At 63.9% G+C, this 21,145-nt stretch carries 16 protein-coding genes; 4 read left to right on the top strand and 12 right to left on the bottom strand.

The features are described from left to right. Positions 1-77: 77 nt before the first annotated feature. The 3 genes from ACFPTO_RS13995 to ACFPTO_RS13985 all read right to left on the bottom strand — a co-directional run bounded on the left by ACFPTO_RS13995 (position 78) and on the right by ACFPTO_RS13985 (position 3,876). Positions 78-1,340, bottom strand: coding sequence for an autotransporter strand-loop-strand O-heptosyltransferase (locus ACFPTO_RS13995; RefSeq protein ID WP_377711932.1), 1,263 nt, complete (start codon positions 1,338-1,340; stop codon positions 78-80). A 211-nt stretch (positions 1,341-1,551) separates the two neighbouring features. After that, positions 1,552-2,790 (bottom strand): NAD(P)/FAD-dependent oxidoreductase, encoded by a 1,239-nt coding sequence (locus ACFPTO_RS13990; protein WP_377711931.1) that lies wholly within the window; start codon positions 2,788-2,790, stop codon positions 1,552-1,554. Positions 2,791-2,967: 177 nt separating this feature from the next. Beyond that, positions 2,968-3,876: a glutamate/aspartate ABC transporter substrate-binding protein gene (locus tag ACFPTO_RS13985; RefSeq protein ID WP_377711930.1), complete on the bottom strand. Its 909-nt coding sequence runs from the start codon at positions 3,874-3,876 to the stop codon at positions 2,968-2,970. 597 nt (positions 3,877-4,473) lie between these two features. Here ACFPTO_RS13985 and ACFPTO_RS13980 point away from each other — a divergent pair. Beyond that, positions 4,474-5,034, top strand: a complete 561-nt coding sequence (locus ACFPTO_RS13980) for a nucleoside 2-deoxyribosyltransferase (protein ID WP_377711929.1) — start codon at positions 4,474-4,476, stop codon at positions 5,032-5,034. Between the two features lie 10 nt (positions 5,035-5,044). Here ACFPTO_RS13980 and ACFPTO_RS13975 read toward each other — a convergent pair whose 3' ends face one another. From ACFPTO_RS13975 to senB, 3 genes are all read right to left on the bottom strand, one after another. Continuing rightward, positions 5,045-6,709, bottom strand: a complete 1,665-nt coding sequence (locus ACFPTO_RS13975) for a S10 family peptidase (RefSeq protein ID WP_377711928.1) — start codon at positions 6,707-6,709, stop codon at positions 5,045-5,047. Between the two features lie 105 nt (positions 6,710-6,814). Beyond that, positions 6,815-8,413, bottom strand: coding sequence for a S53 family peptidase (locus ACFPTO_RS13970; RefSeq protein WP_377711927.1), 1,599 nt, complete (start codon positions 8,411-8,413; stop codon positions 6,815-6,817). A gap of 297 nt (positions 8,414-8,710) precedes the next feature. After that, complete coding sequence (gene senB, locus ACFPTO_RS13965; protein ID WP_377711926.1) at positions 8,711-9,733, bottom strand: selenoneine biosynthesis selenosugar synthase SenB; 1,023 nt, start codon at positions 9,731-9,733, stop codon at positions 8,711-8,713. Here senB and senA point away from each other — a divergent pair. After that, complete coding sequence (gene senA, locus ACFPTO_RS13960; RefSeq protein WP_377711925.1) at positions 9,732-10,973, top strand: selenoneine synthase SenA; 1,242 nt, start codon at positions 9,732-9,734, stop codon at positions 10,971-10,973. The genes senB and senA overlap by 2 nt on opposite strands. 126 nt (positions 10,974-11,099) lie before the next feature. Continuing rightward, the gene (locus ACFPTO_RS13955; RefSeq protein WP_377711924.1) at positions 11,100-11,564 is read left to right on the top strand and encodes a methyltransferase family protein; all 465 of its coding nucleotides are present in this window, start codon (positions 11,100-11,102) and stop codon (positions 11,562-11,564) included. A 118-nt stretch (positions 11,565-11,682) separates the two neighbouring features. Here the strand turns inward: ACFPTO_RS13955 and ACFPTO_RS13950 are convergent, their stop codons facing one another. From ACFPTO_RS13950 to ACFPTO_RS13940, 3 genes are all read right to left on the bottom strand, one after another. Then, positions 11,683-12,048 carry a hypothetical protein gene (locus ACFPTO_RS13950; RefSeq protein WP_377711923.1) on the bottom strand — a complete coding sequence of 122 codons (366 nt, stop codon included), beginning with the start codon at positions 12,046-12,048 and terminating at the stop codon, positions 11,683-11,685. Positions 12,049-12,052: 4 nt separating this feature from the next. Then, positions 12,053-12,940 (bottom strand): UTP--glucose-1-phosphate uridylyltransferase GalU, encoded by an 888-nt coding sequence (gene galU, locus ACFPTO_RS13945; protein WP_377711922.1) that lies wholly within the window; start codon positions 12,938-12,940, stop codon positions 12,053-12,055. Between the two features lie 279 nt (positions 12,941-13,219). Beyond that, entirely contained in the window at positions 13,220-13,369 is a 150-nt protein-coding gene (locus tag ACFPTO_RS13940) for a hypothetical protein (protein ID WP_296653854.1), read from the bottom strand. Between the two features lie 226 nt (positions 13,370-13,595). Here ACFPTO_RS13940 and ACFPTO_RS13935 point away from each other — a divergent pair, with 226 nt between their 5' ends. Beyond that, positions 13,596-14,768 (top strand): acyltransferase family protein, encoded by a 1,173-nt coding sequence (locus ACFPTO_RS13935; protein ID WP_377711921.1) that lies wholly within the window; start codon positions 13,596-13,598, stop codon positions 14,766-14,768. A 61-nt stretch (positions 14,769-14,829) separates the two neighbouring features. Here the strand turns inward: ACFPTO_RS13935 and ACFPTO_RS13930 are convergent, their stop codons facing one another. From ACFPTO_RS13930 to ACFPTO_RS13920, 3 genes are read right to left on the bottom strand one after another with little or no spacing between them, the layout of a single operon-like run. Next, entirely contained in the window at positions 14,830-17,343 is a 2,514-nt protein-coding gene (locus ACFPTO_RS13930) for a glycosyltransferase family 4 protein (protein ID WP_377711920.1), read from the bottom strand. After that, positions 17,340-18,806: a flippase gene (locus ACFPTO_RS13925; RefSeq protein ID WP_377711919.1), complete on the bottom strand. Its 1,467-nt coding sequence runs from the start codon at positions 18,804-18,806 to the stop codon at positions 17,340-17,342. Before ACFPTO_RS13925 ends, ACFPTO_RS13930 begins: the two co-directional genes overlap by 4 nt. Before the next feature lie 33 nt (positions 18,807-18,839). After that, the gene (locus tag ACFPTO_RS13920) at positions 18,840-21,026 is read right to left on the bottom strand and encodes an NHL repeat-containing protein (RefSeq protein WP_377711918.1); all 2,187 of its coding nucleotides are present in this window, start codon (positions 21,024-21,026) and stop codon (positions 18,840-18,842) included. Positions 21,027-21,145: the final 119 nt, after the last annotated feature.

Raw genomic sequence — 21,145 nt, 5'->3', positions numbered from 1 at the left:
ACAGCGGCAACATCGGGAACGGCGGCAGTTACGGCCCGTTGTCCGCCGTTTCGAGCAGGAAGAAGCTTTTTGTATCGCTAGCGCAGGCCGGTCACGACGAGCGGATCGATCACACGCATGACGTGCTCGGGCGTGATCGCCGAGGTGCACTGGTAGCGTCCCGACGCTTCATCGGCATGGCGCGGGCACCAGTTGAAGTCGGCCCGGTCGAATTCGACCGTCGTGTCGTTGTAGCAGCTATTGCACGCGTTGAAATTGATGACGCGCCACGGCGTGGTGAATTCGCTCTTCGGGTGCGCATAGCCGCTGATCAGCACGACCGGCGTTCTGACCGCCCACGCAAGCCAGGAAAGACCGCTGCCGAGCCCGATGAAGAAGTCGGCGTGAGAGAGCAGGCTCGCGCGCTCCTGCAACGGGCGCTCGCCGGTGAAGTCCTCGGCGCCCGCGGGCATCTTGTTCAGCGCGCCGGGCACGCCGTACTCGCGATCGCGGTCGATGCACAGCACGCGGTAGCCGCACGCGCGCAGATGCGCGACGAGCGCGGTCCAGCCGCGCGGATTGTTCCAGTACTGGCATTGCGCCGAAGCCTGCGCGGCGATGCACACGTAGCGTTCGCGGATCGTGCGCTCGCTGCTCGCGACCACGACGTTCGGGCGCCGCTCGATCGCGGGGACGCCGAGCATGTACGACGCGAAGTCCTGGCGGCTGCTCACGCGCACGTCGGTTGGCTGAAGATCGCGGTCCGCATAAGGCAGGAAGCAGTTGAGCCGGTACGACGCATAGAAGTTCTCGCCTTCGAGTTCGGCGTCGCCCGCCGCGCTGTCCACGAACTGCAGCGCCGGATAGCCTTCCTCGAACAGCGCGCGCAGCCCCGGCTTGAGCCGCACGCTCACCGTGCATTCGTGCTGCTGCCGGAAAGCCTCGACCGAGGGCATCCAGGCAATCGCGTCGCCGAGCGCACCCGAGCCGATCTCGATCAACACATGCCGCCATGTCGCGTCGTAGGCGTGGGAGAAGACGAGGCGCGCGCCGTCGAACACGTCGAACTGGAAGCGCACGAAGTACTTGCGGCGACTGGCCGCAACCTCGCCCGCACCGAGCGTTTCATCGTGGACAATGCTGTTCGTGTCGAGATCGCGCATGCGCACGCGCCATCCCGCCACGGGCACCTGCACGCGGCAGCCGTGGTTGAAGTCGTAGCGCACGCCCTCCCGGCCCATCAACGCCGGGATATCGGAACGCGTGAGCGAAGCCGCGTAGCCGCCAGGCTGCGCGCTCGCGCGCGCGGTTGGGGGCATCGCTGCCGGTGAATCGATCAGTATCTGGGCGGGCGTATTCATCGTGCGGGACTCGTCATCGGCGGAGGACTGGCCGATGCGACCCTGCCGCACCGGCATGGCGCCGCGAACGCGGACACGAACGCGTACAAAACGCGAACATGCAGCGGCGCCGCCTGCGATGATAGTCCGCCGCGCAAAACCGTACTGCTACGCACGTCAACAATTTGTCAAATAGCGCCCGATAAAAAAACGGCCCGGATCCCTTGCCCGCTCAGGCCAGCGCCGTCGCCGCGAACGCGCCGAGATCGGTCGCCGGATCGCGCAAGGCGTCGATATCGAGTTTCGCGCCGCTGCCAACGAGCTTCTTTGCGCAGAGGAAGTCGGGCATCGAATTGACCGCATCGACGGCAAGCAGGGTCTGGTCCTTCAGGTACCACACGGCGAAGCGCCGCGCGGCCGGATCGCCGCGCACGACAGCCTCGTCATAGCCCTCCAGCAGGCCCGCGGTCTGGAGCTTGAGATCGTACTGGTCGGACCAGAACCACGGCGCATCGCAGGCGGGGCGCGGCTTGCCCGCGATAGCCGCCGCCGCGAGCTTCGCCAGTTCCACCGCGTTGTGCACGCTTTCGAGGCGCCCCATCCGGCCGTAGTGGGCCAGCGGCCGGTTCGCGCAGTCGCCGATCGCGAAGATATCGGGGTCCGATGTGCGGGCATCGGCATCGACCTGCACGCCGTTCGTGCAGACGATACCGGCCGCCTGGGCGAGCGCCACGTTCGGCATCACGCCGATGCCGACGAGGGCCACCGTCGCCGGTACGACCTCGCCCGATGCCAGCTTCACGCCGCCCAGTCTGTCCCCGTGCGATCCCGGAGCGCCCTCGGCGACAAACGATTCGATCTTTGCGCCGAGGCGCAGGTCGACGCCCTTCGCGCGATGCTCGTCGGCATAGAACGCCGACACGGCAACGCCCGTCACGCGCCCGAGCACGCGCGGCGCCGCTTCGAGCACGGTCACCGCGCGGCCGAGCTGGCGCGCCGATGCAGCCGCTTCGAGGCCGATATAACCCGCGCCGATGACGACGAGCCTTTCGCCGGGCTGCACGCGCTCGCGCAGCATGTCGGCGTCGGCGAGCGAGCGCAGTTCCACCACGCCTTGCAGCTCGTGCCCCGGGATAGCGAGCACGCGCGCGGTCGAGCCGGTGGCGAGAATCAGCTTGTCGTAGTGCACACGGCTGCCGTCGGCGAGTACGAGCGTCTTCGACGCGCGTTCGAGCGACTCGGCGGGTGCGCCAAGCTTCAGTTCGATGCGGTGCTCGTCGTAGAACGCACGCGGCTTGAGCCACAACCGTTCGAGACCGGTCTCACCCTTCAAATAAGCCTTGCTGAGCGGCGGACGCTGATACGGCAGCACCGGCTCGGCGCCGATCAGCACGATCCGCCCTTCGAAACCGTATTGCCGCAAGAGCGCGGCGGCATTGCCGCCCGCATGCCCCGCACCGACTATCGCCACCGTGCTGTCCGATCCTTCCATGCCCGCCCCCGAGTGTTATTCGCTGCACGCATTAGTCGCGGCCATTCATGAACGCGCCGCAACGCTCGCCGCCCGGCTCTGTGCGGCGAATGTGGCAAACGCCGCGCAAAGCCGGGCGAGCGATCATCTCATGCTTCAGGGACTGGGGCCGCGAATTCAGTCGAACGGCTGATCGTTCGGCGCGGCAAAGAGCGCACGCAATTGCGTACTCATCGGGAATGCGAAATTAATGCCTTTGGGCGGAACCGGCTTCTCGAACCAGCGCGTGTACATCGCATCGATTTCACCGCTCTTCATGATCGAGGTCATCGTGTCGTTCACGAGTTGCCGGAACGCGGGGTCGCCGTTGCGCATCATGAAGCCGTAGGCCTCCGACGACTGCGGCGTGCCCACGATCACCCAGTCGGACGGGTTAGCCGTGAGCGAGCGCGTGCCCGCCAGCAGCACGTCGTCCATCATGTAAGCCACCGCGCGCCCCGATTCGAGCGCCACGCGCCCCTCGCCGTAATCCTTCGCGCTGATGATCCGCATGTTCATCTGCTTTTCCTCGTTCATGCGGCGCAAGATGCGCTCGGACGTCGTACCCTGATTGGTCAGCACGGTCTTGCCCGCGAGATCCTTGAAGTCGCGGATGCCCGAGTCCTTGCGCGTGAGCAGACGTGTGGTCGCAATGAAGAACGTCACGGAAAACGCCACCTGGGTCTGACGCTCCTTGAGGTTCGTCGTAACGCCGCATTCCAGATCGACGGTGCCGTTCTGCACGAGCGGAATGCGGTTCTGCGAGGTGACCGGTATGAATCGCACCTTCAGGTTCGGGCGATTCGTCTTCGCCTTCACGGCGTCGATCACCTTGTTGCAGATATCCTGCGAAAAACCGATCACCGTGCCGTCCGTGTTCATGTACGAAAACGGCACCGATGTCTCGCGATAGCCGATCGCAATGAGATTCGCCGACTGAATTTTTTCCAGCGTCGGCTGCGCAACCTGCGCGTCGGCGGACTGGGTCAGCGAAAGACCCGGCATGGCAATCGAGCAGGCGAGCGCCAGCAACCTTAGTCGTTTCATTGCCTCGTGCCTCCTTCTCGTGATACCGGACTGGCCCTGGCGGACAACACAGCGGGCGCAGTGCGGAGCTTTCCTGCTTCAGTATTCGACAACACTTGCTTGAACGCGGCTTGAACGCGAATCGACGCGTCATTCGTCAGCCTGCAATCGAGCGGCACAGTGTACGAAGCACCAGTCAAACAACGTACTGAGCGCACAATGACGACCAGCTGCGAGTAAAGCTAAACGACAGCATAGAACGAAGCGGCCTCGCGCAGAAGGTGAATCGAAAGATTACGCACGCCGAAAACCGCACCTGGAAAAAGATCCCGATTTTGCAAATCGGCGTTCGATTAACCGTTTGCAAAGGTGCGCATTTTTCTCCGCATGCTTCGGATACGCGCAGCCCGCAGCGCTTCCTCGAGTCCGGGCACGCAAATCGCAACGTCACCTCTGCTTTGCCCACGCCGATGCATTTGGGGGTGAACGACAGTAGCGACTTACGACATTCGTTGACATCCATTCGTATGCCGATTCACACGAAGCGCGAGTGGGCGACGGGCGGGCTAGAATCGCCGCGTCGGCGCCTGCCGTGCCATGAAATTCGAGGACACCGCCATGACTCACAGCCTTTCGCCCCGCCCGCCGCGCGTCTATCTCGCGGGCTTCGACGTGTTCCGCCGCGACGCGCGCGCATTCGGCGAGCGCCTGCGCGCCGCCTGTGCCGAATACGGCTTCGAAGGCGTCTATCCGCTCGACGCCGAAGCGCCGGCCTGCCTCGAAGGCCCGCGCAAGGCCGCCTGGATCTATCGGTCCAACATCGACGCGATCCGCTCAGCCGACATCGTCATGGCCAATGTCGATGATTTTCGCGGTCCGGGCGAGCCCGATTCCGGCACGGCATTCGAAATCGGCTTTGCGGCCGCACTCGGCAAGGAAGTCTGGGCCTATACGACCGATGTGGGCACGCTCACCGAGCGCGTTCCATCGCAGCCCGGCGCGCAAGGGCGCGAATGCGCGCGCGGGTTTCTCGTCGAGGATTTCGGACTCCAGAAAAATCTGATGATCGCGTGCGCCGCACGCATCGTGAACGGCGACGCGCGGGCGTGCCTCGCCGCCATGGCGCAGGAGCGCAAATGCGCCGAGGCGGCGAGCGAGCGCCCGGGCCTGCTCACATGAACAACAGGCCCTAATGATGCATGGCGCTCATCGTGCTCATGCGCTGCAGGGTGCGAATGCGCGCGACCGCGTGCGTGTCCGCCACCGCGCTCTGATACAGCTTCGCGAGATCGCCCTTGAGCGCGGTGCGTGACGCATTGTCGAGATACACCATGTGCCCCGACGGGTAAAAACGCGCGCTGAGATTGTTGCGCACCTTCTGGTCGGCGAGCGGCATCTTCTGCAGATCGATGACGGTCTGATAGAACGGCGTCACGAAGTCGTAGTAGCCGTTCGCCGAAAGCACGCGCAAATCCGGGTTCAGCGCCATCACGGCCGCAAGATCGCCCGCCGTGTAGAGCACGATGTTGCCTTGCGCGTCGATGCCCTTTTGCGCGCCGGTCGGATCGACATGACTGAAATTCCAGTTCCGGAAGGCCTGATCGTTGAGGTCCGTGAACGACGAATTCGAACGGAATTTTAGTTGCTCGTTCAAGTAGCTGTTCCACATCGCCGTATAGACGCCGGTCACGGCGGTCATGGTCGGATCGTTGCCGCCGGAATTCGGATCGATCTTGCCCGCGATGCCGGTGTCGATAGCCGTCACGCGGCCATCGTAGGCGCCGAGCGCCATGCCCTTGTCCTTGAGCAGCGTCGTGAGAAAGAGCGAATTGCCGCGGCTGTCGTAGGCTGCGATATCGAGGCTCCAGGACGCGAGCGTGAGCGTGTCGATGCCCGTGTACTGCGAGAGCGTCTTGAGCGTCGCCTCGATGGCCGGGTCCTTCGCATCGGGAAACGTCGCGAGTGCCGCGCGGTAATCCGTGCGAGAAAACTGCGCCACCTGCGCTACGAACGCCTGAAGATCCTTCGGCTTCGGCGTCACACCCACGCGGTCGTGATACCACGCATCGGCGGCGGCCGTGGGCAGCGCGCCCATCGGGTTGCCGCTTTGCGTGTAGTCGAGGATCGACGACTGAAGCGTGATGCCGTTCAGGTCCACACCGTTCTCATGCAGCCGGTAGGCCAGCACGCAACTGCGCGCCGTGCCGTACGACTCGCCGTAGAGAAACTTCGGCGAATTCCAGCGGTCGTTTGCCGTGAGATAGCGCTTGATGAATTGCTTGAGCGAATCCGCATCCTGATCGACGCCCCAGAAGTCGCGGTTGTGATGCGGCGCAATCGCCGACGAATACCCCGTGCCCACCGGATTGACGAACACGAGGTCGCTCCTGTCGAGCAGGCTGTCCGGGTTGTCTTCGAGCGTATAGGGCGCGGGCGGCGTGAAACCCGGCATCGACGTCCTGATGCGCTTCGGCGCGTACGAGCCGAGGAGCACGAACACCGCCGACGAACCCGGCCCGCCGTTGTAGAAGAACGTGACGGGCCGCTCCTGCGCCTGCGCACCGTCCCTCGTGAACGCCACGTAGAAGATCTTCGCGTTCGGTTGCGAGCTGACCGGATCGACGGTCACGAGATGCCCGGCCGTCGCCGTGTATGCAATCGCCTCGCTGCCGATCTGCATCGCGTGATGCGTGATCGCGGCGTTTTCGGTCATGTCGGTGACGAAGTCGTCCGGGCCGTTGCCGTATGCGGTGGGATCGAAGCACGGCTGATCCGCCGCGCTGCGATGCTTGCCGTTGCCGCCCGAGGCGCGACTCTTGCCGTTGCCGTGCGTGGATCGAACCGGTTCGTTCATGTCATCTCCTGGCTTGTGATGCGAGTGTGACGTCTTCGAATCCTTCCACTGTCCGCGCTATCCACGCGCTTTTTCCACGCTTAACGCGCACGATGCCGCCTCGTGCTACGCCGGCGCAAGCACCGCTGCCACTTTCGCGCCCACCGGCGTACCGAGCCCCGAGCAGGCGTCCCAGCCGGGCGCCGCCGCATAGTCGCCGTTGTTGCCGCTCGTGATGTCGTTGAACGCGCCGTGCTGCGCGTAGAGCAGCGCATTCACGAAGCCCACGGGCTTGCCGCGCGTGCCGTTGATGCGCGCGATCAGCGCCGCCCAGAGCGGCGCGACCGCACTGGTGCCGCCCACCACGGTATCCGTGCCGTCGATGTGCACGACATAGCCCGTGGCCGGATCGGCATCCGCGGACACATCGGGCACGCCGCGCCGCGCAAGCGCGCTCGCGCCGCCATGGGTGTTCACGACCGAGAGTCCCTTCTGCCACGCGGGCAGCGCAAATGTCACACTTACGCCGCCGCCCGACGCGCCCTCGGTGCCGCTGTCCCACACCGTTTCGCGCACGATCCGCCCATTCGACGCCGTCATGCTCGTGCCGCCGCAGCCGAGCGCGTACGGGCTCGACGCGGGAAAGTCCACGTGATCGGCGCCGTCGCCCACGCCGTCCGACGAGCCGCTGTCGCCCGACGCCGCGCACACGGTCACGCCGAGCGCCACGGCCGATTGCAGCGCATCGTCGAGCGCGGCGAGCGTCTGCTGCGACCACGCCGATTCGGGTGCGCCCCAACTGATCGAAATGACCGAGGGCTTGCGCACGCTGTCGTGCAGCGCGGCGCTCACGGCGTCGACGAAACCCGCCTCGCTGTTCGGCGCGAAGTACACGGCGATCAGCGCGCCGGGCGCGAGCGCACCCGCGATCTCGACGTCGAGTTCGACTTCGCCATCGGCGCCGTTCGGGTCGCCGGTCGGCGCGTTCTCGGCCTGATCGACGGAGACGGATTCCACCTTCGGCGAAGCCACGCCGAGTCCGCTGAAATACGCTTGCAGATCCGTATCGCGATAGCCGCCGCCCATCTCGATCAGCGCTATGCATTGGCCGCTGCCGTCGCCGGGCGGGAAGCCGTAGAGCTGCGCGAGCTGCGGCGGCGTGAACGATGCGCTCACGGCGCGTGCGGCGCGAATCGGCGGGCTGAACGTTGGATGAGGCGTGGGGTTCAGACGAAAGTGCGGACGCGCTTTCGCGCGGTTGTCGAAGCCGAGCACGGCGGTAACGACTTCGTGCACGTCCTCGGGCAGATGCACCGGGCCGTCCGGCTGATGGAAGTGATGCGTGGACTGGCCCACCTGGTGCTCGAAGCGCTGCAGATCGATACCGAAGGCGGCGTTGTACTGCTGCACCGTACCCGAGAGCACGACGCGGCGTGCCGCCAGATCGGTGCGCACGATCGTTAGCCCATTGGATGCCGCAAAACGTTCGACGCGCCGCACGTCATCGGCCGAGGCGCCGAAGCGCTGCTCGTACGCCTCGCGCGAGACCGGCTCAGCCGACGCATCGCCCGCCTCGATCCGCTGGACCAGATCGCGAAACGCGGCGCCGTCCTGGCGCCGCAGGATCACGACGATTTCGAAACGTTCCGTGGGATCGCACGCCCCCACGCACTTGATGCCAGCCGGTGCCGGATGGTTGCTGCCTGCCAGAGGACGCCTCATCATGGCCTTTCTCCTCGCTAGCGCGCGCCTTTTGGGCGTTGGATACGCAACAGTTTGCCGGATTTCAGGATTGCACACTCGCTGGCAACCAGGCACCGTGCAAGCGCCCAAATCGAAACGACGGGAAACGGCGGGAATCGGCGGGAATTGGCGGGAATCGGCGGGAATCGGCGGGAATCGGCAGCGAGCAAGCAGTATTCCCAGAGTCGGCGCGCAGTTAAAGACCGATGCGACGCTCCGGCGTGCGCTATCGCCATTCAACGCGCTCGAACGCCGCTAACCCAGCAGCGACCCCGGCCGCTACCTCGGATCGACAGCAGGTCGCGAGGCTAGCGCATCCTCGACCAGCGCGAGGACGTTCGCTTGCTCCCGCTCGGGTGCAAACAACGGTGCACGTCGCGCGCACTGCAGCTGCAACTTCGCCAGAAAATCGCCATCGCTACTCACCCGTTCGAGCAGCCGGGCCAGCGCACGGTCGTCGCCAGCCGGGAAATAGCCCTCGTAGTCGCGGCCCAGCATGCCGATGTTGCCGGGTATATGGCTCGCCAGCACCGGCACGCCCGCATTCACCGCTTCGATGATTACGTTGGCGCCGCCTTCCATGACGCTCGAAATGATCATCGCCTGCGCGCCGGCAATATGCCGTAGCGTGGCTGCGTGCGGCAGTCCCTCGTACCAGACGTAGCGCGCCACCGTCGGCCATGCCCGCGCTTGCAAGGCCTGCGCCGCGAGCCGATACTCGTCCGCAAGCGCCTTGCCGATATGGATCAGCCGGACCGGCGAATCGTCGGGCAGCCAGTCGAGCGCGCGCATGGGTGTTTGCGGGTCCTTCTCCTCGCGCATATGGCCGACCAGCACGACGTCGAACGTTCGCCTTTTGCGCGTGGCGGCGACATCGTGCTTGTGCGCGGGAGCAGACTGGTAAATCACACGGCATTTCGCGCGATGCGCAGCCGTCATTTCCGCGAGCCCTTCCTCCTGCAGCACGACCAGATGCGTGGCAAGATCGAGCGAGCGTCGCGCGGATGCGTCGACACGAATATCGCGATACAGATCGGTGCCCGTCAGCACGACCACGAGCGGGCGATCTTGACAGGCATCCGCGAACCGCGCGATAGACGGCGCCGAGCGTCGCGCGTGCAGTGCAATCAGACAGTCGGGCGGCGCGTGCCGATGATCTTCCGGCGGCCATTCGGCGCTGAGCGTCACGTCGCAGGCGGTCTGCAGGAATTGGAACCAGCGGTGGGCAGTCTGCCAGTTGCCGTTGTTGGCGCTGCGCAATGCCGGGCTGGCGATATGAATTCTGGCCATAGGAGGTCGCATGGTGTTACGGATTGACGGAGCGGCAACGCGCAGACTCGATAAATCACAGCTCGATGCAGCGTTCGCCGAGGCTCATCGGCAAACATGGTCGATTCTCGAAAACCTGACACCCGCCCAATGGCAGGTCCCGTGCGATCCCGGCATCAATCCGCCACTGTGGGAGTACGGGCATATTGCCTGGTTTACCGAGCACTGGATACTGCGCGATCCGCAAGTGGGTCCGCAGGGCCGCTTCGTCGCGACCCGGCCATCGCTCCTGGCGAACGCGGACCGCTGGTTCGACTCGGCGCGCGTGGCCCACGACGACCGCTGGCATCTGGACCTCCCGCCGCAAGCGCAGATTATGGCCTACGTGGAGACCGTGCTGGCGCAGGTGCGCGCGAAGCTTGCCACGGTTTCGGACTCGGACGATGACCTCTATTACTTCCGCCTCGCCCTGTACCACGAGGAGATGCACGCCGAAGCGCTGACCTATATGCGGCAGACGCTCGACTATGCCCTGCACGCGCCGCTCGCGATGGCGCCGCTCGAACGCCTGGCCGGCGCGCGCGACGTTGCAGTGGGCCGCGAAACATTCATGATGGGCGGCGCGCACGACGCAGGATTCGTCTTCGACAACGAAAAATGGCAGCACGCGGTAACGGTCGGCCCGGTGCAGATGGACCGCCAATGCGTGAGCAACGGCGACTATGCCGAATTCGTCGCGGCAGACGGCTACCGGGATGAGCGCTGGTGGTCGAGTGACGGGATTGCGTGGCTCAAGCGCAGCGGGCTTGCTGCGCCGCGTCGGTGGCGCAAAGCGGAACACACATCGGAACACGAACCGGCGCGCGGCGGCGCGGAAACCTGGCAACAGCGCTGGGAGCAGCGCTGGTTCGGACGATGGGAGCCGCTCGCGCTGGCGCTGCCCGTTTGCCACGTCAATGCGTACGAAGCGGAAGCTTTTTGCCGCTGGAAGGGCCGGCGTCTGCCGACCGAAGCCGAGTGGGAATACGCCGCATGCCACGATCTGATCGACTGGGGCGGATCGGTCTGGGAATGGACCGCCGATCCCTTTGTGCCGTACGCGGGCTTTTCAGCGGACCCTTACGCGGATTATTCTGCACCCTGGTTTGATACGCATCGAAGCGTACGTGGTGCATCATTCGCCACACACGTCCGGATGTGCAATCCTCGCTATCGAAACTTTTACCTGCCGCACCGCAATGACGTCTTTGTGGGCTTTCGCACCTGCCGTTGAGAACGCACCGAGGTTCCCCGCGGCGCGCAAGCGAGATCGCGCAACGACTGGCATCTGCAGTGTTGCAGGCATTTTGAGGAGATGCACTTGAGCGTTCTTGAGTCGAATAATTCCCGGGGATCCACCATGAAACCGCGCATTCCACCCCCTATCGTGACGTTGATCGCAGCGGCCCTCATGTGGGCGCTGCATCGCTGGGCACCGATGTCGATCTGTTTTGCCGCGCCCTGGAACCTGTTGGGCGTCCTTCCGGCGCTGGCTGGAATTGCCACCGCCGCAGCGGCCGTGAGGCGTTTTCGCCGTGCGCAAACCACCACCAATCCCCTGAACCCGAGCAAGGCTTCGCATCTCGTGACGGACGGGGTTTTCCGGTTCAGCCGCAACCCGATGTATCTCGGGCTCACGTTGTTCCTGACCGGCTGGGCGATCTGGCTCGGCACAGCAAGCCCGTGGTTCATCGTGCCGCTGTTCGTAATCTTCATCACCGTCGCGCAGATTCGGCCCGAGGAACAGGCACTGGGCCAGATCTTCGGCGAGGAGTACGCCGATTACCGGCGGCACGTCTCGCGCTGGATCGGCCGCGCCTCGTAACGGCAGCGCCGCTTGAGGCTGCTTGAAGCCGCTTAAGGCCGCTTGAAGCCGCTTGAGGCCGCTGCGGCGAGCCTGGACGGCCTTTCCCGTTCAGGCTCGTCCGTTCAAGCGTTTGCGTTCAGCTTTTCCCGGTAATGTCCCGGGCAGCGGCCTTGGCAGTCATCACGCAGCCCGGCAGGAACATCCCTTCAAGCGAGCGCTTGCCGCAGGCGCCACCGCCGCCGAGCGAGCGTGCAAAGGAACAATGGAAGGAGGCGGAATTCGATCGAGCCGGGATTATCCCGAGCGATGCGGGCTGATTGCAGACATCAGGATCGGGCGTAACGTTTGACGCGATCACGTCGAGGAGAAAGCCAGGCGAGTATTGCGCTGTGAAGCGCGCAGAAAGGCACGGTTGTGCGCGCAAGCGTGCGGCGCGCGAGGTTTCTTGCCTGCTGCCGGAGTTGGCAGCAGGCAGTTTCAGCGGTTTCAGTGGGTCCAGCATCGCCTCAAGCGGCGGCCAGCGTCACAGGCAGATGATTCTGCAAATACGCTTCGAACTCGTCCCGCACCTCCGGGTGGCGCAACGCAAACTCCACCGTGGCCTTCAGATAACCGAGTTTGCTGCCGCAGTCAAAGCGCGTGCCGGTATAGCGATACGCAAGCACCTGCTCATCGGTGAGCAGCGACTGCAGCGCGTCGGTCAATTGCAGTTCGCCGCCCGCGCCGGGCTTGAGCGCGCGCAGATGATCGAAGATCGTGGGCATCAGCACGTAGCGGCCCACCACGCCGAGATTCGACGGCGCGACTTCAGGCACGGGCTTTTCGACAATGCCCGAGAGCTTGAACACGTCTTCCTCCCACTCGCGCCCATCGACAACGCCATATGAAGCACTGTTCTCGCGCGCAATCGTTTCGACGCCCACAATGGAACTGTGATAGTGGTTGAACACGTTCACGAGCTGCTTCATGACCGGCGTGGGGCTGTAAAGCAGGTCGTCGGCGAGAATCACGGCGAACGGGCCGTCACCCACGAGCTTTTCGGCGCACAGCACCGCGTGGCCAAGTCCGAGCGCCTCGGCCTGGCGAACGTAGAAGCAATCCACATTGCCCGGCTTGATGCTGCGAACGAGATCGAGCAGCTTGTCCTTGCGGCGCGCTTCGAGTTCGGCCTCGATCTCGTACGACTTGTCGAAGTGATCCTCGATCGCCCGCTTGCTGCGGCCGGTCACGAAGATCATCTCCGTGATGCCCGCGGCGATCGCCTCCTCCACTGCGTACTGGATCAGTGGCTTGTCGACGATCGGCAGCATTTCCTTGGGGCTGGCCTTGGTCGCGGGCAGAAAGCGCGTACCGAGACCCGCAACAGGAAATACCGCTTTGGTAACTTTGAGCATGGTGTTCATTCCCAGATCGATCGTTTGAATAACGGCCTCGCAGCAAGGCAAGCCCGGCGTCCCCGGTGATTGTGTTGGCGCAGCCGTTTTTATATTGAAGGGTTCGACTCCGTGCCGTTACCGGTCATAACTGGCACATACGGAATTCGAGAAATTGAGTTCAACTGGATCAGCGGAAATTATTTCCATGGTTGCCGGATAATCGGCACGAATTTCCCGATCCATTCAGATGCGCATTCAGACGCATTCAGACGCATTCAGACGCATTCAGATGCGCATCTACTCGACATCGTCGATGGTGGGCAATTTGCCCGAGCGCGCGCGAACGCGGCGGATAGGCTCGTTTCTGAGGGCCTCGCGGTACGCCGATACCGCAACGAGTATCAACAGCACCGCAACGCCAGCCAGCAAATGCAGATTCAGATTCATCGAAATCTCCTGCGACCATAGACCAAAAAACAGATGCTTCTAAGCTAGCACCACAAATTCCACAAATAAACTCGTTTCCCCCAATATCGATTTATTTATGAATTTCTCTCTTTTCGAGCGCCATTTCTAATCGTGTCGCACGAATACATTTTGAAAATCTTTCGCATACTTTCGGTGCGCGGCGATCCCTATGATCGCGAGGTAACCTCAGGAAAACTGCACACCGATGAGCGATCCCGCACTCGATACTGTTCTGCCACGAGCATCTTCCGTACCCGCCGCGCCCGCGCGTCCTGCCGCCACTGCGTTGGCGGGCGAGCACGCGATCGAAGCGCTGCGCGGCTTCGCCGCCCTGCTCGTCGCGTATTTCCACTGCCGCCAGGTCACGTGGATCGGCATGGGCGCGTTCCATGCGTCCCACGCGAGCCTCGCCAATCCCGGCACGATTGCGGCCTGGCTCACGCTGCCGGTGGCATGGGGATCGGCGGGCGTGCCGATTTTCTTCGTCATCAGCGGCTATTGCATCCATCGCAGCGGCGCCGCAAAACTCGCCGCGAATCCGGATTTCCGGCTCGACGCCCGGCAATTCTGGCTGCGTCGTTTCGTGCGCATCTATCCGGTGCTGCTCGCCGCGCTGTTGCTCACGTTCGCGGCCGATTCGATCAGCCTCACGCTCGCGCCGGTCAGCCACAAGATTCTCGACATCGGGCCACGCGCGTTTTTCGTCAATCTGTTTTCGCTGCAAGGCGTGGCGGGCAAGACGTACGGCTCCAACGGCGCGTTGTGGACGCTCTCGCTCGAAGTGCAGTTCTATCTGCTCTATCCGCTCGTTTTCGCACTGCGCCGCCGCCTGGGTCTCGGCGCTGTCGTCGCGGCCATTGCCGCCCTTAACGTCGTATCGGCGCTCACGCTCCAGCGGCACGACCTGATCTTTTTCACGTCGTACTGGTTTTCGTGGATTCTCGGCGTGTGGGTGGCCGAAGCGCGTGTGCGTGGGTCAACCGGGTTTGCGTTCGCCGGGTTTGCGTTCACCTACCCTGCCGCTGCGTTTTTCGCGGTAGCTGGCTGCGTCGCGTTTCACTTCGGGCAGTACGGCGCATTTCAGCTTTGGGCCATCGCCTTCGCGTGCTATCTCGTGAAGGTTCTGTCACGGCCCGCTGCGACGGGTGGCTTCTTGACGTCGGTGTTCGCGAAGATCGGCGATTTCAGCTACTCGCTCTATTTGATCCACCTGCCGCTTTTCGTGCTGCTCGCCTCGCTGCTGTATCGCTCGGCATTGCAGCCGTCCATCTGGCCTTCGTTCGGCTTTACGCTGGCTGTATTGCCGGTGGCCTGGGTCTTTTACCGTCTCTTCGAACGTCCCGCGCTGAACGTCACGAACCGGTTGCGACGTCGATAAAAGCGCGTTAAAAAGCGCCGTAAAAGGCGCGGTAAAAGCAGCCGGTAAAAGCGATCCGCTTTTACCGGCTGTGCGTGGCGACATCCTTCAGCACGCGCTCTACTGCCTCCACGTACTGCACCTTCCCGAAGCGCGCACGCGCACGTTCCAGCCCCTGTGCGACGAGACGCGCGCGCAATGCCGCGTCGTCATGCAGCGAAGCCAGCGTGGTGGCCAGTTCGGCGGCGTCGCCTGGCGTGCACAGCAGTCCGCTCTCGCCGTGCTCGACAATTTCGGTCACGCCGCCGTCGCGCGAAGCCACGACCGGGCGCTCCGCCAGCATGCCTTCCACGACAACACGGCCGAACGGCTCGGGCGTGATCGACGTGTGGGCGATGACATCGACGGCACGCATGCAGGCTGCAATGTCGTGGCGAAAGCCGAGAAAGTGCACACGCCCGGACAAGTCATGTGCATCGACAAACGCGCGCAGTTCCGCCGCGTAGGCGTCTTCGCCAAACAGCGGCGCGCCCACCAGCACTGCATGCATGCGCGTATCGCGCCGCACCGCTTCGAGCAGGACGTGCTGCCCCTTCCAGTGCGCGAGACGGCTGAATGCGCCGACCAGGAAAGCATCGGCGGGCAAACCTGTTTGCTCGCGCAACTGCTTTTGCGTCGCATCCTTCAGCGCGATAAACGGCGCTTCATCGACGCCGTTGTGCACGACTTCGATGCGGCGCGCGTCGAACCCGGTGAGCTGCTCGAATGCGGCTGCGGACGCATGCGAATTGGCGATCACCTGCGCGAGGCCATACTTCGCGCACATCTTGATGATTGCGCGCTGCGCACGACCGAAGTGCGCCTCGCTCACGATATCGCGCAAATGCCAGACCACGGGCTTGCGCGCAAGCCGCCCGGCCAGCACGCCGATCACCATCGCACGCTGGGTGTTGGCGTAGAGCACGTCCGCGTCGCGCGCGCGGCGGCGCGTCTCACGCACGAGCGATGCGACACCGGCCAGCACGCCGAGCCTCGGCGCGGCGCCGCCATCGCGCCGCACGTTTTGAAGCGCGCCCGAATCGAGCACGTCGACGCGTGCGCCAGCAGCAGCCAGCGCTTTGCGAAACGGTCCGTCGTTGAACAGCAGCACTTCGATGCGCGCGCGCAGCCCCTTCACCACTTCGAGCAGCGACAACTCCGCGCCGCCCAGCACGCCGCTCTGGTCGATGGCGAGCACGCGCAGCGCGCGAACGGCGGCGGCATCAGCCTGTTCGCCACGCGCGGGCGCCACACGCGCGACATCGCGCATCGCAATCTCCGGCACGGCTTGCGCCACGCGCGCGAACAGTTGCTCGCGAAATTGCGCAGTCGAAAACCGCATGGCATTCGCCCGGCAATCCTCGGCGCGAAAACGCCCTGGCTCGCGCTCGAACGCATCGACGGCGGCGATGATCGCCTCGGCACGCTGTTCCGCGAAAAAGAGGCCCGTGGGCCGCACACTATCGGACGCGATATCGCGCACCGTTTCCAGTGCGCCGCCCTTGCCGTAAGCGATAACGGGCGTGCCGCACGCCTGCGCCTCGACCACCGAGATGCCGAAATCCTCCTCCGCTGCGAACACGAAAGCCTTCGCACGCTGCATGCGCTCGCGCAGCACGGCAAACGACTGATAGCCCATGATCTCCACGTTCGGCGCAGCCTTCGCGCGCACCTTGCCCATGTCCGGTCCATCGCCGATCACGACGAGCCTGCGTTCCGGCATACGCGCAAACGCCTCGACAATCAGATCGATCTTCTTGTACGGCACGAGCCGCGACGCGGTCAGATAGAAATCGTCCTTCTGCGTTTCGAGTTCGAACGCATCGATATCGACCGGCGGATACACCACCTGCGCTTCGCGCTGATACACCTTGCGAATGCGCCGCGCGATGAACTGCGAATTGGCGACGAACTGATCGACGGAATTCGCCGTGCGCACATCCCAGTTGCGGATGTAGTGAAGAATGAGCCGCGCCAACGCCGATTTCGGCCCGCGCGTCAGATTCGATTCGTTCAGGTATTGATGCTGAAGGTCCCACGCGTAGCGAATCGGCGAATGAACGTAGCTCAGGTGAAACTGGTCCGGGCCGGTCAGCACGCCCTTCGCCACGGCATGGCTGCTCGAAATCACCACGTCGTAGGCCGACACGTCGAGTTGCTCGATCGCGAGCGGCATCAGCGGCAGCCACGTGCGGTATTTCTCGCGTGCGAACGGCAGCTTCTGGATAAACGACGTCGTAACCTGTTTGCCGTGCAAAAATGCACGATCCTTCTCGTCGACAAAATCGACCACGGCGAAGAGATCCGCGTCGGGAAAGCACGCGATGATCTGTTCCAGCACGCGTTCCGCGCCTGCGTAAGTGACGAGCCAGTCGTGCACGATCGCCACACGCGGCGCGCGCCTGAGCGGCGCGGGCCGCAGTGCGGTCACAGGCGCTGTAACATGCGCTGTAACAAGCGCGGCCTCGCCGCGTTTCGTAGGGGGCACCTCGCGCCGCATAGCGGGCACTGCGACGCGTTCGGACGGCGCCGCTTCGTCAATCAGTTCGTGACTCATGCGCTTTTCCGTGAATTCAAACGAAACAGAAGAGAACGGGCATAGCCGCGCAGCATCGGCGTGGTCGCCACCGACCACACGGCATTCGCCACCGCAAGCACCACGCCCGCGCCAATCGCGTAGACCGCGCCCGGCAGCCACCACGCGAGCGCGAGCGCGGCTGCGAGGAAGCTCAAATGCGCGAACATGTCGACCAGAATCGTGCGGGCATGAATGCGCGAGAGATACAGCAGCACCAGGTAGTCGAACAGCGCGCGCGCCAGCACCGCCGTGGCGGCGCCAGGCAAACCGGCGCGATTGATGCCGAGCCACAACAAGCCCGCGAACAACGGCAATTCGATGAGCCCGACGCGCGCCGTCGCCGCCGGATTGTTCTGCGCCTGGATCAGCACGCGCGTCACGCTGGCCTGTCCGATCAGCCACACGGCGACGATGAGCAAGCGGCCCACGGGCGCGCCATGCTCCGCGAGCACGGGCCCGACCCACGCGTGCAGGAACGGGCCGAGCACGACAATCGCGCCAATGGCGACCGGCGTGAAGACCGCGTTGAGAAACTGGAGCGACTGCGCGGCGATTTCGTCGGCATGTTCGCGGTGCAGCGCAGAAAGACGCGGAAACAGCGTGCGCACGAGCGCGTTCGGCACGAGGTTCAGGCGCGTAACGAGGTTTTGCGGCACGGTGTAGTAGGTGACGAAGCGCGCGCCGAGGCCGCCGCCGAGCATCATGCGATCGAGCGAATCGGCCACCATGGTGGTGATGCTCGAAATCAGCATCCACCCGCCGAAGTTGAAGAGCGCCTTCGATGTATCGAAACGCGGCGCGCGCAGCGTGCGGATATTCAGCACGCGCAGCGCGGAGCGTCCGAGCATCGCGCCCGCAATGAGCCGCGCGAAGACGGCGGCGGCGAGCACGGTCTGCAGGTTCGGCGCGATGGCCCACGCCGCGCCGAGCGGCAGCAACTGAAACAGGAACGTGCCGATTGTCTGATTCGTGTTGTAGATGCCGAAACGCTCGGCGCCGTTGATTGCGCCCGCAAACACCCACGTGACGTTCGCCAGCGGAATCGCCACGGCGAGCCACGGCAGCGCGAGATACACCTCGTGGCGCAGCTCGGCCGAAACGTGCGTGAAATACGCGGTATAAAGCGCGCCGCCCGAATAGATCAACAGCCCGCCGATCACGCCGGTCGTGAAATTGAGCCAGAACGCGCTCCAGAACACGCGTTCGCAGGCTTCGGCGTCGCCGGACGCATGCGCCTTCGAAATTTGATTCTGTGCAGCCATGCTCATGCCGAGATCGAGCACGCTGAAATAGCCGATCAACGTCCACACGAGCGCAATCACGCCGTAACGTTCTACGCCGAGCAGGCGGATATACGAAGGCACCGTGACCAGCGACACGAAAGTCGGCAGTACGAGACCGAGCAGATTAATCGCGACGTTACGTAGTATTCCCTTGTCCATGAAGTTTCCAGTAGCGGCAGATTCGATGCGGCGTCAGGCCGGTTTCCAGCGGTACATGAGCACCTTGCCGCGCGCATCCTCCTCGACGAAAACCAGATATTCGCCATTGGGCTGCCGGTGCGCGCTGATGCCGAACGGCACGTCCACCCAGCCCGATGCGCGCCCGACTTCCGGGCCCGGCCCGAAGGTGCCGATCTCCTTCGCGCTGGTTTTGTCGTACACGTGGACATTGCCCGCAGGCTCGACCACGAACACGTATTGCCCTTCGACAGTCAGTCCAGCCGGCGTGACAGGCGGCTTCGCTTTCGGGTCCCACGGCAGGCGCAGCACGTAGCGCTGTTCCGGGTGGCCGCTCGACCAGTGGTCGTAGCGCACGAGCACGCGGCCCGCTTCTTTCCAGAAACCAGGATCGTGCGGCGCATCGGCGGTGTAGCCCGTCACATAGAGCGAATCGCTATCCGGCTCGTAGATCGCGCGATGCACTTCGGTAAACGGCGCAGGCACGTCGTACTTGTCGAGCTTGTCGTACGAATAGATCGGGTTGCCCTTCGCGTCGAGGCCGCCGAAGCGAAAGCACCAGATGCCCTTGTCGTCGCGTGCGCGCCAGATATCGCCGCGCGTGTCGATCCACCAGCCCCAGCCGCCGCCCAGCTTCTCGCGGCCCGGATTGCGCGTGAATTCGCCCGCATCGAACGTGCCATTACCGTTCGTGTCGCGCCAGATCCAGTCGCCGCCAGGCGGCGCATTCGGCACGTGCAGCACCGGCCGCTCGCGTCCCGCAATAAAGCCCGAGGGAATCGCCGTCTCGCCGTCGTGCTGCGCATCGAAGCGATAGATCTTCAGGTGATCGGCGTACATGTCGGTCAAATAGAGGAACGTGTGTCCCTCCAGCGCGCGCGCGGTCGGCAAGCCCGGCCATTGATCGGTGTGAAAAACCGGGTCGTCGGGATAGCGGAATCGATTGGACAGGAATCCAGCGTATTTCCATTCCTGCCCGGCCGGTTTCGACAAATCGAGTTCGAAGCGCTTGTTGCCGGTATAGACGCTATTCGGCCGCGACGGGTCCATCCAGGCGCCGTCGACGAAGAGCAGCCCCTCCACGATCCAGTTGCGCTTGCCCGCAGGCGTATAGCTCTCGAGCGTCGCGCCGAGACCCGCACCGATGCTTTCATGGCGCGGCCCGATGCCGTTGGTCGAAACGTAGATATTGCCGCGCGCATCGGTAGCGACGCCGGTCAAGCCGTTGAAACGCCCAGGTCCGGGACGCCCTGCAACGCCGGAGAAAATACCGCCACGTTCGCCGAGCGTGCCGCTTTGCATATAGCCGCTGCCGTTGCGCGCGTAGATGAGAATCTGCTGACGCGGCCCGTTGTCCGCAATCAGAATGCGCTGCGCGGGATCCACGGCGATATCGACGGGTACCGCATCGGTCGGCAGCGCAAGCACGTCTTCAGCGAGCAATTTGCCTTGCGCGGAATAATGCGCGACGCGCGGCGCGTGATCGTTGAGCGTGCCCGTGAGCACCCACAGCGAACCGTCGCCAGCGAGCGCAATGCGCCCCGGCTCGCGGACATCCCACTGCGATTGGCGCTGCATCGTATTGGCGTCAACCACCTCGATGCGATTCATCGCCGTGTTGCTCGCATAGAGCTTCGAATCCGATGCCGCGAGGCCGCCGATATCCGCGTGAGCGCCCGTCGTGACGTCGTTGATCTTGAGAAACGCGCCTGCGAGTTGCGCGTGCGGGTTGAGCGGATCGGGCGAAGACTGGAATGCCGCGGCGTGCTTCGGGTCGTCGAGTGGCCGCCGCGTAATGCCGATCCACTGATGCCCCTTCGGCGGCCAGATGCCGATTCCGACGAGGTGGCCCTTTTCATTGCCGACGCCAACAGCCGCATACAGATAGCGCTTATTGACGGCAATCGCATTGCCGCCGCTGCCGCCCCAACCGTGCGTGCCGCCCGCGAAGCCGAGCACCTTGCCGTCCTGATACGCGCTGATTTCCGCACCGCTTTCGTCCCACGGCGCATTCGTCAACACCTTGCCTTCAGGCGTAACGGCAATGGCGGTGATATTGATCTGCGTCCACGCGCCATCGCCATAACCATACGTATTGCCAATCCACGACGAGGTCACGTTCAATTGCGGCGCAGCCACTGTCTGAACCGACGACGTGCAGATACACGCGCACAGTACGGCTAGCGCCAGCGGCCTGCGCATGCGGTGACCGGGACTCAATAACGGCAAGGCAATTCCTCCGTGGCTTCTCGGCAATCTGTCCGGATCATGCCGCACAACCGGCGAGAAAAATCGTCTGTCGAAAACCGAAAATAATTCAA

It is taken from the genome of Paraburkholderia denitrificans, assembly GCF_042655705.1.
In the GTDB taxonomy this organism is placed as follows: domain Bacteria; phylum Pseudomonadota; class Gammaproteobacteria; order Burkholderiales; family Burkholderiaceae; genus Paraburkholderia; species Paraburkholderia denitrificans.
The sequence above is the reverse complement of the archived record's forward strand: the minus strand, read 5'-3'. Positions and strand labels throughout refer to the sequence as shown.

What these genes read in the sequence shown, in the direction of transcription:
- ACFPTO_RS13995 (WP_377711932.1), bottom strand. Translation starts at nt 1,340, where the DNA reads ATGAATACGCCCGCCCAGATACTGATCGATTCACCGGCAGCGATGCCC.
- ACFPTO_RS13985 (WP_377711930.1), bottom strand. Translation starts at nt 3,876, where the DNA reads ATGAAACGACTAAGGTTGCTGGCGCTCGCCTGCTCGATTGCCATGCCG.
- ACFPTO_RS13980 (WP_377711929.1), top strand. Translation starts at nt 4,474, where the DNA reads ATGACTCACAGCCTTTCGCCCCGCCCGCCGCGCGTCTATCTCGCGGGC.
- ACFPTO_RS13975 (WP_377711928.1), bottom strand. Translation starts at nt 6,709, where the DNA reads ATGAACGAACCGGTTCGATCCACGCACGGCAACGGCAAGAGTCGCGCC.
- ACFPTO_RS13970 (WP_377711927.1), bottom strand. Translation starts at nt 8,413, where the DNA reads ATGATGAGGCGTCCTCTGGCAGGCAGCAACCATCCGGCACCGGCTGGC.
- senA (WP_377711925.1), top strand. Translation starts at nt 9,732, where the DNA reads ATGGTGTTACGGATTGACGGAGCGGCAACGCGCAGACTCGATAAATCA.
- senB (WP_377711926.1), bottom strand. Translation starts at nt 9,733, where the DNA reads ATGCGACCTCCTATGGCCAGAATTCATATCGCCAGCCCGGCATTGCGC.
- ACFPTO_RS13955 (WP_377711924.1), top strand. Translation starts at nt 11,100, where the DNA reads ATGAAACCGCGCATTCCACCCCCTATCGTGACGTTGATCGCAGCGGCC.
- ACFPTO_RS13950 (WP_377711923.1), bottom strand. Translation starts at nt 12,048, where the DNA reads ATGCTGGACCCACTGAAACCGCTGAAACTGCCTGCTGCCAACTCCGGC.
- galU (WP_377711922.1), bottom strand. Translation starts at nt 12,940, where the DNA reads ATGCTCAAAGTTACCAAAGCGGTATTTCCTGTTGCGGGTCTCGGTACG.
- ACFPTO_RS13940 (WP_296653854.1), bottom strand. Translation starts at nt 13,369, where the DNA reads ATGAATCTGAATCTGCATTTGCTGGCTGGCGTTGCGGTGCTGTTGATA.
- ACFPTO_RS13935 (WP_377711921.1), top strand. Translation starts at nt 13,596, where the DNA reads ATGAGCGATCCCGCACTCGATACTGTTCTGCCACGAGCATCTTCCGTA.
- ACFPTO_RS13930 (WP_377711920.1), bottom strand. Translation starts at nt 17,343, where the DNA reads ATGAGTCACGAACTGATTGACGAAGCGGCGCCGTCCGAACGCGTCGCA.
- ACFPTO_RS13925 (WP_377711919.1), bottom strand. Translation starts at nt 18,806, where the DNA reads ATGGACAAGGGAATACTACGTAACGTCGCGATTAATCTGCTCGGTCTC.
- ACFPTO_RS13920 (WP_377711918.1), bottom strand. Translation starts at nt 21,026, where the DNA reads ATGCGCAGGCCGCTGGCGCTAGCCGTACTGTGCGCGTGTATCTGCACG.